This window comes from Psychrobacter arcticus 273-4 (genome assembly GCF_000012305.1).
Classification (GTDB): domain Bacteria; phylum Pseudomonadota; class Gammaproteobacteria; order Pseudomonadales; family Moraxellaceae; genus Psychrobacter; species Psychrobacter arcticus.
Genome location: NC_007204.1, coordinates 2,546,999 through 2,562,933, shown reverse-complemented (window position 1 = coordinate 2,562,933; position 15,935 = coordinate 2,546,999). Strand labels below are relative to the sequence as shown.

Genomic DNA, 15,935 nt, shown 5'->3' with positions numbered 1-15,935 from the left:
ACTCCTTGATTTATGATTTAAAGTGCTGGGTATTCAGCGTCTTAACATCAATATACAGGCAAAGTTAATGGACTAATCCCACCATTATTATGATGTCATTGAGTGAATGATGTCATGAGTTAATAGTATCAAACCAACCTAAGAACACCAGCAATACCGTAGAGACTTTAAAGTATTTCAACTATAGAGACCGATTATGAGTGATCTGCAAGACCTTAATGATAAGCAAGTGTCTAATCCTACACCTGAGCCTGAGCTGCCGCCTTATCGCAATCCTGATATGCCCAAGCATAAACCTTCGTCAAAGCTGCCTGTGTGGCTATTGCCTGTGCTGGTAGCAGTGCTGGTTATTGGTGTGCTGCTAGGAAAGTATTGGGGTGGTAATGACTCGACTACAGATGAGTCAACCGTTATCGCTGGGACTCAAAGTAATATGGCGCCTACTAATGTAGACAATGACCAAGCTGTCTTGTCAGTTGAAACAGTGCAGCCTAGTCAAGATAGTGTCGGCAACACGCTAACAGCTGACGGTACGATTAGTGCCAAAGATATTGCAAATGTCAGTGCTAAGATCAATGGGGTAGCGATTGAACGGGTATTGGTTGAAGAAGGTTCGCGTGTTAAAGCCGGTCAAGTTTTAGCGATATTTGATACCGATGCCATGGAGCAACAGGTCTTGCAAGCAGAAGCAGATGTGGCCGAAGCCGAAGCTACGCTTGCTAATGCCAGCGCGGATGCGGCACGTGTGCTACCGCTAATTGATATAGATGCCATTAGTAAACAAGAAGCGGACCGTTACCGTACTTCAAGAATACGCGCAGCAGCTGCCTTGCAAGCATCAAAAGCTCGCCTAAGCAATCAGCGCTTAACCCTTGAGAATGCTAAAGTCGTTGCGCCAGTGAGTGGGGTAATCAGTGACAAGATAGCTGAGGTCGGTATGGTCGCAGGTGGTGAGCCACTATTTACGATTATTAAAGGTGGTATTTTAGAGTGGCGTGCTGATATCGATCCCAAGTTAATCGGTGATGTAAACCTTGGTACGCCTGTTAAAGTCAGCTTGCCAAGGGATCAGTCGGTGATGGGGCAGGTGAGTCGTATCGCTCCGACAGCGGATAATAACCGGCAAATTACTATCTATGCGAGCTTAGATGCTAATTCTGCAGCGCGTGCGGGTATGTATCAAACCGGTGAGTTTTTGCTCGGTAGCGAGCGCATGCAAACGGTGCCCAATAGCGTCGTTGTCAGCAATGACGGCTATGATTATGTGATGCTAGTGACGGATATCAAAACCCAGAATGACAAAACGGTTGGACGTATTCAACAGCAGCGCGTGACCCTAGGAGATCGTATTGGGGACAGTGTCGTACTTGCAGAGCCTTTGCCAAACGATATTAGATTGGTCAAGCAAGGCGGTAGTTTTTTAAATGATGGTGACTTGGTACGCATTGTGGAAAATAGAGCTGTGCAGGCAACACCATGAATATGAATGTATCTACCTATTCAATTAAAAATCCACTTGTTGCGATTTTATTATTTGTCTTACTAACACTCGGCGGTTTGTTTGGCTTTCAACAGATGAAAGTGCAGCAGTTCCCTGATATTGATTTACCAGCGGTCGTAGTGACGGTTACTTTGCCCGGAGCCGCACCGTCGCAGCTCGAAAATGATGTCGCTAAAAAGATTGAAAATAGGCTGACTAGTATTGAAGGTATTAAGCACATTCGTACTACCTTACAAACCGGTGCAGCTACTATCGCTACTGAGTTTGTATTAGAAAAAGACATTCAAGAAGCGATGGATGATGTACGCTCAGCAGTCGGTGAGGTACGTGGAGACTTACCCGCAGCCGCGAATGATCCTATTATTACCAAGGTCTCAACAGCAGGATTTCCAGTAGTCACGTATTCAGTGACTGGAAATAATATGAGTGTTGAGGACTTATCCTGGTTCGTTGATGACACTATTACCAAGCGCTTATCTGATATCCAAGGGGTAAGCGCTATCAGTCGTATTGGTGGTCTTGAGCGTGAGATTACCGTTGCCGCTGACCCTATCGTGCTCAGTGGCTTGCAACTCTCTATCCCTCAATTATCTCAGCAGATCGCCGGTATTCAGCAAGACAGCGCAGGCGGAGAAGCCGAAGTTGGCAATACTACCCAAACCATTCGAGTGTTGGGAGCAGTAGAGCGCGCTCGCGAGCTTAACGATTTGCAGATAGCTGTACCTACTGGAGGCACGCAAGCGTTAGGGCGTATGGCTGAAGTAACGGATGGTGCGGCTAATCCTAGCTCTGTTGCCAAGCTAGATGGCGAAACAGTCGTTGCATTCAACATCACCCGCTCACGCGGTGCTAGTGAAGTTGAAGTTACCAAGAGAGTGGATGAAGCACTGGCGCAGTTAAGTGCTGAGATGAGTAATATTGAGGTCGAGAAAGTCTACGACCGTGCTACCCCAGTGGCAGAAGATTATGAGTCTTCATTACGCATGTTGATTGAGGGCGGTATTTTAGCAGTCGTGGTGGTGTTCTTATTCTTACGCAATATTCGCGCTACTATCGTTGCCGCTGTGGCATTGCCTTTGTCGGTCATTCCTACCTTTTTGGGGATGTATCTGTTTGATTTCAGCCTCAATATCATCTCATTATTGGCGTTATCCTTGGTCATCGGTGTGCTGGTCGATGACGCTATCGTTGAGGTCGAAAACATTATTCGCCATTTACGGATGGGTAAGACGCCTTATGAAGCGGCGATGGAAGCTGCTGACGAAATCGGTCTTGCGGTTATTGCCACTACCTTTACCTTGATTGCAGTATTTTTACCTACAGCCTTTATGGGCGGTGTAGTTGGGCAGTTCTTCCGCCAATTTGGCTGGACAGCAGCGATGGCTATTTTTGCCTCGCTGTTGGTAGCACGTTTAATTACGCCCATGATGGCGGCCTACATTTTGCGACCAGAAAAACAGCGGGTCGAAAAGCAAAGCGCATTGATGACATGGTATTTAAAGATAGTATCGTGGACACTTCATCATCGCTGGTTAACCATGGGCGCCACCTTGTTATTATTTGTAGGGTCATTAGCTTTGGTGCAGCTGCTACCAACCTCGTTTATTCCTGATAATGACATCGACCAAACGCGAGTAGGCATTGAGCTGACCCCTGATGTTGAACTCGAAGATACCGAACGGGTAACGGCATTAGCACGTGAACGCATTCTAGCTCTGCCTGAGGTAACTCATGTTTTCTCCTCAGTTGGGCAGGCGCAAGAAGCAATGGGGCCAAACTCTAGTAGTGGAAGCGGTGGCGCAAAAAATATCGCCAGTCTAGATATCGTCCTCGCCCCACGTGCCGAACGTATCTCTAAAAAAGAGATCGAGCAACAGATTAGTGCCATATTGACAGAAGTGCCCAGTGCACGCTTTACGGTAGGGCTATCGAGTGGCGGTGAGACGGGATATAGCTTTTCATTGACCAGTACCAATCCGCAAGTGCTAGAACAGACCGCGCAACAAATCATGACGGATATCCGCGCACTACAGATTGCAGGCGCTGTCACCAGTGATCGCAGCTTACCGCAACAAGAGCTGACCGTGACCCCTGATCGGCTAGCGATGGCAGATAAAGGTGTCACCACACAAGATATCGCAACCACCTTACGGATAGCGACAGTGGGTGATTATGAACAACGTCTGTCCAAGCTGAATTTGGATACGCGGCAGATTCCTATTGTGGTGCGCTTACCCGATGTGGCCAAACAAAACGTCAATCAGTTAGAAGGGTTGTATGTGCCTAGTACACGCCCAGCCGGTCAAGGCGTACGAGTCGGCGAAGTCGCTGATCTCAATTTTGGCACAGGTCCAGCACAAATCAGCCGTCTCGATCGTGAACGCTCAATTACTGTTACGGTGCAGCCTGGTGCTGGCGAGCTTGGTGATTTGGTAGAAGCGGTTAAAAATACCCCTACTATGCAGCAACTACCAGCCTCTATTACGATGATTGCACAGGGTCAAGCGGAAAACATGGCTGAGCTATTTAGCGGTTTTGTCATTGCCATGTCCGTAGGTATTATCTGTATCTTAGGCGTCTTAATTCTACTGTTTGGTAAGCTTTTACAGCCTTTTACTATTTTGATGGCACTGCCACTATCGATAGGCGGTGCATTCGTGGGTTTGGTCATTACGAGCAGTAGCCTATCGATGCCTTCGATGATTGGTTTTATTATGCTAATGGGTATCGCCACCAAAAACTCTATTTTACTAGTGGACTATGCCATTATTGCGCAGCGCCGTGGGTTGGAACGTTTTGAGGCAATTATAGATGCATGTCGCAAGCGCGCCCGTCCTATCATTATGACTACTATTGCAATGGGTGCTGGCATGTTGCCGCTCGTATTTGGCTGGGGTGATGCTGATCCTACTTTCAGACGCCCGATGGCTGCTGCTGTGTTAGGTGGTCTGGTAACCTCGACGCTATTAAGTTTGGTCGTGATTCCAGTCGTATATACTTTGATGGATGACTTGTCAGGGTGGTTTGCTAAATGGTTGATTCCGCACGGTAAAGACAACGACAGTCCGGCTGCTGATAAGTTATAGTAAGCACAAAAAAGGCCATGCTATAAAATGAACTGACCCCCATAAGTTGGACACACCTTATGGGGTATTTTTATGGTTTTTATTACGCCACTATAATGCTGCTACCCCAAATAATCTTCCAATCAATGATGTTGCGACCATCGCTAACACACCCCAAATCACTACTCTAGCAGTAGCAGGAATAACAGGTGCACCGCCCAAGCGAGCAGATATTATCCCAAGTAGTGCTAAGCCTACTATGGTCAAAGATGACAACGACCAGACCAATGATTGCACTGGCAATAACAAAATACCAATAATCGGTAATATGGCGCCAGCAATGAATGATAATCCAGAAGCAACTGAGGCATGAATCGGCTTAGCTTGACTCAGATCTGTCAAACCAATCTCATCTCGGGCGTGTGCCTCAAGTGCATCATGCTGAGTCAAAGCGACAGCAACTTGATGCGCTAAGACATGATCAAGTCCACGTGTTTCATAAATTTTAGTCAGCTCGTTGAGCTCGTGCTCAGCGTTATGAGTCAGTTCATGCAACTCTTTATCCAGATCAGCTTTTTCGGTATCTGCTTGAGACGATACTGAAATATACTCACCAGCTGCCATCGATAGAGCGCCTGCGGTTAACGCAGCCATCCCTGTTAATAGCAATGTCTGACTACTTATACTTGCTGCAGCGACACCGACTAATAAACTCGCGGTTGAAATCAATCCATCATTGGCGCCAAGTACTGCTGCCCTGAGCCAATGATTGCGATTACTTAGATGAGCTTCGTCGTGAATAGAATGATGCATAGAGAGCCTCAAATGACATAGTGATGAATGTGAATATAGCAGTGTAGCCTATAATGACATACCATTTCATACAACTTAACCGACGGTCACTTAGCTTGTTTTAGCGCCACTAATCGATAAGTTATCAGTAAAAAGACCAACGTTTGACTACCCGCATAAAATAATAATAAAGGCAGCGCTCGACTGTCTGACCCCACCATAAAGACATGAATACTGATGAACATATAAGAAAAAAAGGTCAAAAAGTGTAGCCAGCGCCATGCTGATTGCCCAATATACTGCTTAATATAAAAACTAAAAGCACAGATAAATAAGAGCCAAAACCCCAGCTGCCCCAATGCCACGCCCACGCGCTCAGTCTGAAAACCAAAAGGTAATAAAATCTGCCATATATTAAGATTTAGGTAATTATCTGCTAATAAAATACCGGCATGAAAAGCTGCAAAGCCTACGGCAATTAGGCTTAAATACTGATGCAAAGCAAATACCCTAGCTGCATTAACATGCTTGCCTAAACGCGTACTCAATAACAAGCCAAAAACAACTGCTAACCAAAATAAACTATAGGCGACAACACCACTTGCCCGTGATAAATACCAAAAATGCTTATCCGTGGTGGTCAGTAGCTGAGAGGCAGTCTCTCCCCATATCAATAGCGCACAGCTGCCGATGCCAATAGCCATACTCAAAATTAAGCCAATCCATAGCACCTGAGTGATAAGCGCCGTGTTGGAAGCGGTATGTCTGTTGGCAGGATTATCGGTGTGCATAGCTAGGCTCCTATCAATGTATCTATAGTTGAAATACTTTAAAGTCGCTACAGTATTGCTGGTGTAAATTTTTTGCAGCCTCTGTCTGCGTAGGCACAGCAAGCAAGAAAAATTTGCACCAGCAGTACGTGTTGTATCGATATTACTTTTCACCGACTATAGCGTGATTATTTAAATGCTCATGACGTTTGATTTGACTACATTTGGCTGCAATAAATGGGGTCGAATGGCAGAGGTCGCCATCACTTTGTTATCAGTATCTATTAACAGCGCCGCAATATGGTATTTGTTGAGCCACGCCATGGCCACTTTAACACCAAGAAGCAGGCAGTATTTAGCGTACACCTCTGCTGTCATCGTATCTGTAGCCAGTACCGTTGCAGTTAGGACATCACTGGTTACTGGACGAGAATCATGAGGGTGGATTAAATGATGTTGCCAGCGGCCGTCATGCCACCAGCGACGATAGTCTTGCCCAGATGTGGCGACAGCCCCAGAGCTGAGCTTGAGGATCGCGACATCTTCATCATTTTGAACGTGCTTACTATTAGCAAAGTAAGGCTTAGCAACAGCGACTCCCCAAGTAACCGGTTTATCTATTGGGTCTCTTGGAATACCAATCGCGATGTCCCCTCCCATATCAACTAAGCAGGGAATATGCCAGTCATGAACTCGGCTAATATGCTCAGCCAACTGCATGGCGCACCACCCTTTGACATAACCATTCAAATCCAGTGCCATTCCAGTTGGAAGATACACTTGATGCTGTCCATCAGTTAACTGGCGAAGCTGGATACGTCCTATCTGCTGATTGGCATGGTTAGCACTTGTCGTATCTTGCACGTTTGAAGGGGCACTTAAGCCCGTAAAAGGTAATGATGGCATAGATATTTTAGGCAAGGTCTCAAATGAATGCTTATAGCCTGCGGCCCATAGAGGTTGCAATAAGGTTGGTGTCACTAAGCCTTGAGTCTTTAAGACAAAGTGAATGGCGTGCTGTAACACTTCGAATAGCTCTGAACTCACCTCAGACCATTGGTCGCCACGGTTATTAAGTCTCATCAGCTCACTGGTGTCATCAAAACGACTGAAGATATGTTCCCAGTAAGCTAAGCGCTGCTGAACATCGCTTGTCAAAAAAGCGACTTGTTGGTCTATTGTCATCTGTGAATATTGCGCGCTCAGTCTTGTGGTATATAAGCTGATTTGAATGTGACAACCCATTGCAAACAGTTTAATCGTTGCCAGTTGCGGTGTTGTTTGATTGGATGTATTTGTTTTCATTCAAAGCTCTCTCTTTACTAAACATTCAAACTAAATAATCTGTGGTTTTTCTTATTTATTGAGAAGAGCGCGTACGAGCAACAACTCTTATTGCCTCAACCGCTGCGACTTCATTGACCTGTCGCAACTGATTGATATCCACAATGGACGTTGGCATGACTGCCCTCTCACCATTCTCAGAAACAGCTGTACTTATGATGACAGGGCTCACAGGGGCAGTTTCTTTTTCTTGATTGAGTAGTACCAGCCATCCCGCCATAGTACCTGCAATCGAGACAATCATAATGCTACTTTTAAGAGAGGCAAAAGGATCTGCTTTTTTAGCAGTTTTATTGATGGCTTGTGTCGAATGTGACTTGGTATTAGTCATCGTATTCCTCCTCATCATATTGCTGATAGCTCGTAGCGATTAGACGCTCATTCTCTTTATAGTATTTTTCATCGTGTGCTTTGCGGTGCTTATCCTCTTTATGGTCATCATCATCGTCATCAAATCTCTCAGCACGATAGCCATTGGTAGCAACCGGATTCAGTATAGTGCCGACGTTGGCATCAATATAGGTAGTGCCACTGTTTAATAGCACTTCATAAGCGACGGTACCGTTATAATTGATGAGCTCAGGTGAAGCCTGCAATACTGAATTGGGCGCGTCTTGCCGCGCGAGCGCGGTTGCTTGCGTGGCTGTGAGTGCCGCAAAAGGTGCTGGATTGGCAGATGGGGGTGGCGTGAGAGGGTTTGCAACTGCTTTAAAGGACGATAAATAAGAGGATGGAGAGCTAATGTCAGTATTTTCATTCATGGCATTCGCGACTGATAGTGTGGTATCAGCGTTAGGCGACTGGACAGATAAGGCTATGATGCCACCAAAAAATACTAATGAGGTTGCACCAACAGTCAGTAATAAGGGTTTTAAGAGAGGTAGGCTCATAGGATGTACTCCGTATATATTATTAGGGAATACAAGTAGCATACGCAATGAATATTAACTCAAGCTTAAGTCAGTGTCGTTTAATTTTTATCGTTTTTATCAGGTTCTTGATATCGCTTTTTTATTTCTTATCGTTACGATAAAGCCTGTTTCTGGTTGAGAGCGGTTAGCAAACTCTAAAGTCAGACTGTGCAGCTCAGCTATTTGATTGGCGATTGATAGCCCAAGACCGCTACCTAATTGGCTTTGACCTGCTGGACGATAAAAGCGCTCACTTAACCGAGTCAGTTGTTCTGGCTCGACACCAATGCCATTATCGACCACTCTAATGGCATTGGTGTCGAGCTGAAGTTCAATCAAAGCGCCCTCGGGACAATAGCGAATAGCATTGTCTAACAGGTTGCGGATGAGCAGTTTGAATAAAGTTGGATTGATAAGGATGGGTAGAATATCAGCAGGATTGTTACAGTTCACAGTGCGTTTTAATTGAATGCGCTTTTCACGAGCGAGACGGTTGACATCACTCAGCACAATATCTGTAAGCATTAGCCAGTCCGGACTTTCTAATTGCTCAGGGGGTAATTGTTGTTGTGGTTCTATTTTGGCTAAAATCAGCAGTTGTTCTACTAGGTGAGTGGCACGCTCAATGCCATTGCTGATTTTTTGGGTATGATAAAACAGTTGGTTATCGTCTTCTACACCAGACAATGGCAATATCTGCTGCTGCAACAAATCAGCTTGTAATTTTAATGCTGCCAGCGGGCTTCTTAACTCATGCGAAGCATCAGCCGTAAAGCGTTGCTCACGTGCTAGGGTATCCGCGACTTTTACAAATAAGATATTTAAAGCGCTCACTAACGGTTGAATCTCTTTGGGCACGTCTGCTGTGATGGGGCTATCATCTTGCGGTTGACGCTGTTCAAGCTCACTACTAATCTGAGTTAACGGCATAAACCCTCGTCGAATCAACCAAACAACCAAACCCATAAATGCAAATAGCCCAATCAACATAGGCAGCAGTTGTACGGACATGGCATCAACAATCATCTCTTGGCGAGATTTAAGGTTTTGACCGACGGCAATTACCCGACCTTCGTGGTCATGGTCATCATGCACGTAAAATAAACGCCAGCGCTTACTAAAAGGGTTGAGACGCTGATAGGCAGAATCACGCTCTTCTAAAAACCCGTACTGGTCTGGCAAAAAAGCAAATGATTGACCATTTTCATCAGCCATTAATAGGCGTCCTTTTTTATCCCAGATGGCAAAGCCCATATAGTCATCTTCAGCCTCACCCAGATCACCTGATAGCCGCTTGCTTTTTAAATTATAGATTTTGGGCGTATGCTCTTTTTTACTCTCATCTTGCCCATGATTGTCTTTATCGTCATCTTCTTTAGGGGCGACCCCTATTAAGTAACGGGCAACTTGAGTGATTTGGGTGTCATTCATCTCATTAATTTCGTGCCAGAGCTTCCAGGCAATAAAGCTCGAGGTGAGTACCCATAGCAGAGGTAGACCAATCAGTAGCGATGTTAATAGCCGTTGCTGAATACTTTTCATAGGCTCACTCACATATTAGCAGACAAAGTGGAGACGCTAAAAATAGGCATATGAATGACTAACGCTGATTATGGGCTGGATTGAGATAGTAGCCAATACCACGTTTGGTCAAGATAAAATCATTGCCCAGTTTTTTACGTAAATGATGAATATGCACTTCAATGGCATTGCTTTCGATATCTTGTTTCCATCCATATAGCTTATCTTCTAAGCTTGCGCGGCTGTGAATTTGCTTAGGGTGGGTCAGCATTTGCTCTAAGATTGCCACTTCCTTGATGGTTAATTCTACAGTTTTACCTTGATAAGAGACTTGCTGATTATGAGGCTGATAGGCTACTTCGCCATAACGGACTTCAGGTTGACTCCGACCTTGGCTGCGTCTCATCAATGCTTGCAGACGGGCAATAACCTCATCTAATGCAAATGGCTTCACCAAATAATCATCAGCGCCTGCATTGAGTCCTGCCACACGATTGGCAATCGCATCGCGAGCCGTGATAATTAATACAGGCGTATCTATGTGTTTTGCCCGCCAGTTTTTTAGTACGGTCATACCATCACCTTTTGGCAAGGTTAAATCAAGCAGTACCGCATCAAACATGCCGTCTTGCAGCGCCATTTCACCTTGCTTGGCATCACTAAACCAATCCACCATCATGCCATGACTTTTTAAGCCAAGGACAATACCGTCAGCGATGGTGCTATCGTCTTCTATCAATAATATGCGTGCCATATGTGCTCCATCGCTTTACTTATGTCATAGTAGACGGCTTGGCTGTCACCGTTTTTTTGCCCGTTATCATTGACTTAATGAGGTTCTGCCGTTGCCAATAACTCATGGCAATCGCTGCGATGATATGTAGAGGAACAAGCAGATATAAGCTGTTTGCTAATAACCCATGAATCTCTTCAAGTAGGTCTGCATTACCAAGGAGTTCTGCTTCCATCAGATAACCGGTTATTCCTAACCCTATAATCACTGCCCATAACGATAACATCATCATGGCTGCCGGGGGGTTATGACCAAGATGCTGCTCATCAACGCGTCGAACACTTAAATCTGATAGGTGGCGTTTAAGTCGTGTCGGTGTGGGAAAAAAACTCGTAAAACGTGCATAGCGCGTTCCAACCAGACCCCAAAGTAAACGTATGACTACCAGCCCCAAGACGGTATAGCCTACATACTCGTGCAACTCACTGCCGTTTTCGGTAAAGAGTAGATTGGCAATAATACCAGCCGCGACTGTCCAGTGAGTAACTCTTACTAATATATCCCAAACTTTTACTTGCCTAGCTTTAGGGATATTCGGTAAATGTACGGAAGAGTCGTCGCCCCAATCAATTATGTCTTTTTGGCTCATGGTTGTCACTCCCTTAATAATTTGTTTATTTATTGACAATACTAGCTGCTAAAAACTAAAAATCAGCAAGATATCGTAAGCAGACGAGATGTCTTATCACTATTACAACAAACAAATCTTAAGGCGAACTTAGGAAGCTAAAAAAATTAAACATTTAAGCAGCCGCTGGTATGTCATGACATCTTACTTCTACTAGCAAGTATGCATTAAACAAGGGTTTCTTCAGGCGTGCAGCCAATCTTTGACGCTATGGTTTGGATGGCTGACCATGTGGAGGGGTAGTCGCCTGCTGCTTCAATGAGCATGCGAACGGCGCGTTCTTTTATCTCGGGAATGTAGGTTGGTCTTTTCCTCAGGAATATAGTTTCGTGTTTTCATTGTCGTATTCTCTGAGAATATTGAGTCTCCGACAATTCCGGGGCGGTTCAATAATAGTCGAGGAATAAAGATGAATCTTTATTCCTCGCTCACAATAAAAATGTACAATTTAACCAACATTATTCAACAGTAACGCTCTTGGCTAAATTACGTGGCTGATCGACGTCTGTGCCGCGCATCACCGCCACATGATATGACAGCAACTGTACTGGTACGCTATAAACAATCGGCGCAAGCGTCTCGCAAACATCTGGTACATATACCACGTGCAATCTATCTTCTGCAACCATTTGGCTGGATTGGCTCGCAAAAACAAACAGCTCACCATGACGGGCATGTACTTCTTGCATATTGGCTTTTAGCTTATCAAACATACTGTCTTTAGGTGCTAGCACCACGATAGGCATGTCTTTATCAACCAAGGCCAATGGTCCATGCTTAAGCTCTCCTGCCGCATAACCTTCAGCATGAATATAAGAAATTTCTTTCAGCTTTAATGCGCCTTCTAATGCTATTGGGAACTGTAAACCACGACCTAGGAACAAGCAGCTTTTCTTATATTCAAAATGCTCACTCATAACCTTGATAGGCGCGTCGAGGTGCAAGCTGGCATGAAGCTGCCCCGGTAGCTGTTGTAATTGACCAAGCAGCGTGCGCAAGTTTTCATCAGTCATGCGCCGTTGGATGACACCTACCTTTAACAATAATAACATCAATGCCGCAAGCTGAGTGGTAAAGGCTTTGGTAGATGCCACACCAATCTCGGGACCGGCAAGCGTTGGTAAAAATACATCTGTTTCACGTACCAATGATGAGGTCGGCACATTACATAACGCCAGACTAACCAATCCAACAGGCGACTGTTTTTGAATATCACGTAGCGCAGATAAGGTGTCAGCAGTCTCACCTGATTGAGAAATACAAATCACTAATGAGTTATCAATGACGACTGGATTGCGATAACGGAACTCACTGGCAACTTCAACTGAGCAAGGTACACGAATAAGACTCTCAAACCAATATTTTGCGACCAGACCGGAATGATAGCTGGTACCACAAGCGATCACTTGTACGTGCTTAATACCTTTTAATTGTGCTTCATGACGTTGCAAAAAATCATCACGCAGTTTAGTTGGCTCATCGCTATCTAATGCCATCTCGAGAGTACGAGCGACGGCATCTGGCTGCTCGTAGATTTCTTTGAGCATATAATGCTTAAATTCACCCTTGTCCGCATTATGTTGTGCTGCGTCAATCTCATGTATCTGACGCTTGACCTCAACACCATTAGCGTAAACCTGAATGCTACTACGCGTCAATTTGGCAATATCGCCTTCTTCTAGATACATAAAGCGATTCGTCACTGGTAAAAGTGCCAATTGATCGGATGCGATAAAGTTTTCGCCAATACCGACGCCAATCACCAAAGGAGAGCCTAAACGTACCGTAATAAGCTCTTCTGGGCAATCAACATGGATAACACCAAGGGCAAATGCGCCATGTAATAAAGGAATGACAGTGCGAACGGCTTCTAATAAGTCAGGCGTTGCTTTATAGATATCGTTAATGAGATGCGCAACGACTTCGGTATCGGTCTGCGAAGTAAACTCGTACCCTTTGGCAATCAGCGCTTCTTTTAGCTCGGCGTAGTTCTCAACGATACCATTATGTACCACCGCGATTTTGCCTGATACATGCGGATGAGCGTTACGCTGTGCGGGCTCGCCATGAGTCGCCCAACGTGTATGGGCAATACCGATATGACCATCGAAAAACTCTGGGTTGACTGCGACGGCATCGACTAATGCCTGAACTTTACCCACTTGGCGCTCACGATGGAGCGCGCCATCACGAATGACAGTCAGACCAGCAGAATCATAGCCTCTATATTCTAGACGCTTGAGTCCCTCAAGTAAGATATTGGCGATATTACGCTCAGCCACTGCTCCAACTATTCCGCACATAACTATTCCTTAAATTCGATGTTGTAATATGGCAGTACTTTAATATTCGATACATGATAATGTTTGGTTAATCTATAAATATAAATAAGCAGCACCACAAATCATTGTCGTACTGCTTAAGTTTGCTTAGAGCTGTCTTTATTGAACTAACTGTCAAAAGCTGCGGTTATTTTTTAGTGGGGCGCTGAAAGTTATCTTTTTGTGTTTGGCGGGCACGACCAAAGGCTAATGCACTAGCGTCAACGTCTTTGGTAATCACAGAACCCGCAGCAATAGTAGCAGTATCGCCAATGGTTACTGGCGCCACTAAACTTGAGTTAGAGCCAATAAAAGCATGGTCTTCAATAATGGTTTGTGATTTATTCACACCATCATAATTGCAAGTAATCACGCCAGCGCCAACGTTGACACCAGTACCAACAGTGGCATCACCAATATAGCTTAGATGATTAACCTTGCTGCCATGACCGATGGTTGATTTTTTTATTTCGACAAAATTGCCAACTTTGCTGTTGTCAGACAATACGGTCTCAGGACGTAAATGCGCAAAAGGACCAATATCTACACCGGCACCGACTGTCGCCTCATCAATCACACAATAAGGTTTGATATGGCAAGCGTTGCCTATCTGGGAATTTTTGATAACACAGCCGGCTTCGATATAAACGTTGTCACCCAACGTGCAATCGCCTTCAAATACCACACCGACATCGACAAACACGTCCTGACCTACGCTCAAAGTACCGCGGATATCAACACGAGTAGGGTCAGCAAATTGTACGCCAGCTTCTTGTAAGTCAGCGACCAGCTTACCTTGCCATGTACGCTCTAAGCTAGCAAGCTGCTGACGGTTATTCACGCCTTCAATCTCAAAAGTATGCTCAGGCTCAATCGCCGCAATAGTGATGCCATCAGCGACCGCCATTTTGACAATATCAGTCAAATAATATTCTTGTTGCGCATTATCATTCGATAGCTTGGGCAAAAATTTATGTAGCAAGGCATTATCGACGCAGTAAATACCGCTATTAATCTCTTGTATCTGCTGCTCATCGCTACTGGCGTCTTTTTGCTCAATAATGGCTTCAATATTGCCTGCTTTATCACGCTTAATACGACCGAGACCAAATGGATTGTCTACTGTTAGCGTCAGCATAGACACGCCATAAATATTGGCGGCCTGTAGTGTCGCTAAGGTTTGGCAACTCACCAATGGCACATCACCATAGAGAATAAGGCTTTGACCCTCTTTTGGCAAATCAGACAAGGTTACTTTTACCGCATGTCCGGTGCCTAACTGCTCAGTCTGGGCGACCCAAGTAATAGGCAAGTGCGCGTATTGCTCAGCAATGTGCGCTTGCACTTGCTCGCCGCCAAAACCATGCACAATAATGGTGTCATCCACCGTCAGTTGATGACAGGTGTCTAATACGTGACCTAGCAATGACTTGCCAGCCAATGTCTGCAGGACTTTTGGCTTAGCTGACTGCATACGCGTGCCTTTACCAGCAGCGAGGATAATTACCGAAAGAGGAGATATCATAATAGCCCTACAAATGTAACAAAATATAATTTGGAATTATAACGTAAATTGTCATTTAACCAAAACGCTATGTCGTGACCTCTTTGTAAGTCAGCTATCGCTAATAGCAATACTAAATGATGAAAGTTGTTTGGTTATAACTATCTGGTTACAAGATAAAATAAATGCGCGGCTAATGTAAAATTAGAGGATTATATTATAGATAATGACCCAAACTGCCGCCGCCATAATGCCAGCAATAATGTCGTCCAGCATAATACCCAAACCGCCCGCGACTTTTTTGTCCGCCCAGCCAATCGGTGGCGGCTTAATAATATCAAAAAAGCGAAAGAGTATAAAAGCGATAATCAGAGCAATAATAGACGACGTTTGCGTGATATTTTGCCAAAAATTACCGTCAGCAATACCCATATAAGACAGCGGCAGTAGGGTAATCCACATGCCCGCCCATTCATCCCAAACGATATGTGGATCATCATGACCACCCATCAAATCTGAGGTGCGACCACATATCCAAATGCCAATAATGCAAGATAAAAGTGTAATAATCAGAAAAGGCACAAAACCCAAGTTGAGTAGCGGTATCGCGACAATTAAGCCACCAACCGTACCCCAAGTACCGGGTGCACGGCGCGGTAAACCACTGCCCAAGCCGAGACCCAACCAATAAACTGCGCGGTCAAGCATAGTGGCATTGACTGGCAGAGGAGGGCAATCATTGGCTTTACGGATGTCGGGCTTAATAAGGTCGTGATCGGTCATGG

Annotated in this window: 13 protein-coding genes and 1 pseudogene; 2 read left to right on the top strand and 12 right to left on the bottom strand. The window is 44.9% G+C overall.

What is annotated here, in order from left to right; translation table 11 throughout:
* Positions 1-196 precede the first annotated feature (196 nt).
* Positions 197-1,480, top strand: coding sequence for an efflux RND transporter periplasmic adaptor subunit (locus PSYC_RS10800; RefSeq protein ID WP_011281338.1), 1,284 nt, complete (start codon positions 197-199; stop codon positions 1,478-1,480).
* Positions 1,477-4,587 (top strand): efflux RND transporter permease subunit, encoded by a 3,111-nt coding sequence (locus PSYC_RS10795; RefSeq protein WP_011281337.1) that lies wholly within the window; start codon positions 1,477-1,479, stop codon positions 4,585-4,587. The genes PSYC_RS10800 and PSYC_RS10795 overlap by 4 nt, the downstream gene beginning before the upstream one ends.
* A gap of 90 nt (positions 4,588-4,677) precedes the next feature.
* Here the strand turns inward: PSYC_RS10795 and PSYC_RS10790 are convergent, their stop codons facing one another.
* The 12 genes and pseudogenes from PSYC_RS10790 to PSYC_RS10740 all read right to left on the bottom strand — a co-directional run bounded on the left by PSYC_RS10790 (position 4,678) and on the right by PSYC_RS10740 (position 15,933).
* Entirely contained in the window at positions 4,678-5,379 is a 702-nt protein-coding gene (locus PSYC_RS10790; protein WP_011281336.1) for a VIT1/CCC1 transporter family protein, read from the bottom strand.
* Between the two features lie 86 nt (positions 5,380-5,465).
* Positions 5,466-6,149 (bottom strand): hypothetical protein, encoded by a 684-nt coding sequence (locus PSYC_RS10785; RefSeq protein ID WP_011281335.1) that lies wholly within the window; start codon positions 6,147-6,149, stop codon positions 5,466-5,468.
* A 171-nt stretch (positions 6,150-6,320) separates the two neighbouring features.
* Positions 6,321-7,433 carry an FAD:protein FMN transferase gene (locus PSYC_RS10780; RefSeq protein ID WP_011281334.1) on the bottom strand — a complete coding sequence of 371 codons (1,113 nt, stop codon included), beginning with the start codon at positions 7,431-7,433 and terminating at the stop codon, positions 6,321-6,323.
* Positions 7,434-7,488: 55 nt separating this feature from the next.
* On the bottom strand, positions 7,489-7,803 hold the full coding sequence (locus PSYC_RS10775; RefSeq protein WP_011281333.1) for a hypothetical protein: 315 nt from the start codon (positions 7,801-7,803) through the stop codon (positions 7,489-7,491).
* Positions 7,796-8,362 (bottom strand): PepSY domain-containing protein, encoded by a 567-nt coding sequence (locus PSYC_RS10770; RefSeq protein WP_011281332.1) that lies wholly within the window; start codon positions 8,360-8,362, stop codon positions 7,796-7,798. The genes PSYC_RS10775 and PSYC_RS10770 overlap by 8 nt, the downstream gene beginning before the upstream one ends.
* A gap of 99 nt (positions 8,363-8,461) precedes the next feature.
* On the bottom strand, positions 8,462-9,925 hold the full coding sequence (locus PSYC_RS10765; protein ID WP_011281331.1) for an ATP-binding protein: 1,464 nt from the start codon (positions 9,923-9,925) through the stop codon (positions 8,462-8,464).
* Positions 9,926-9,983: 58 nt separating this feature from the next.
* Positions 9,984-10,658 carry a response regulator gene (locus tag PSYC_RS10760; RefSeq protein ID WP_011281330.1) on the bottom strand — a complete coding sequence of 225 codons (675 nt, stop codon included), beginning with the start codon at positions 10,656-10,658 and terminating at the stop codon, positions 9,984-9,986.
* Between the two features lie 19 nt (positions 10,659-10,677).
* Positions 10,678-11,286 (bottom strand): cytochrome b/b6 domain-containing protein, encoded by a 609-nt coding sequence (locus tag PSYC_RS10755; RefSeq protein WP_011281329.1) that lies wholly within the window; start codon positions 11,284-11,286, stop codon positions 10,678-10,680.
* 221 nt (positions 11,287-11,507) lie between these two features.
* Positions 11,508-11,642, bottom strand: a pseudogene (locus PSYC_RS11855) (IS3 family transposase); the annotation flags it as partial.
* A 141-nt stretch (positions 11,643-11,783) separates the two neighbouring features.
* Positions 11,784-13,628 (bottom strand): glutamine--fructose-6-phosphate transaminase (isomerizing), encoded by a 1,845-nt coding sequence (glmS, locus tag PSYC_RS10750; RefSeq protein WP_011281328.1) that lies wholly within the window; start codon positions 13,626-13,628, stop codon positions 11,784-11,786.
* Between the two features lie 166 nt (positions 13,629-13,794).
* The gene (glmU, locus tag PSYC_RS10745) at positions 13,795-15,171 is read right to left on the bottom strand and encodes a bifunctional UDP-N-acetylglucosamine diphosphorylase/glucosamine-1-phosphate N-acetyltransferase GlmU (RefSeq protein WP_011281327.1); all 1,377 of its coding nucleotides are present in this window, start codon (positions 15,169-15,171) and stop codon (positions 13,795-13,797) included.
* A 183-nt stretch (positions 15,172-15,354) separates the two neighbouring features.
* On the bottom strand, positions 15,355-15,933 hold the full coding sequence (locus PSYC_RS10740; protein WP_011281326.1) for a phosphatidylglycerophosphatase A family protein: 579 nt from the start codon (positions 15,931-15,933) through the stop codon (positions 15,355-15,357).
* Positions 15,934-15,935: the final 2 nt, after the last annotated feature.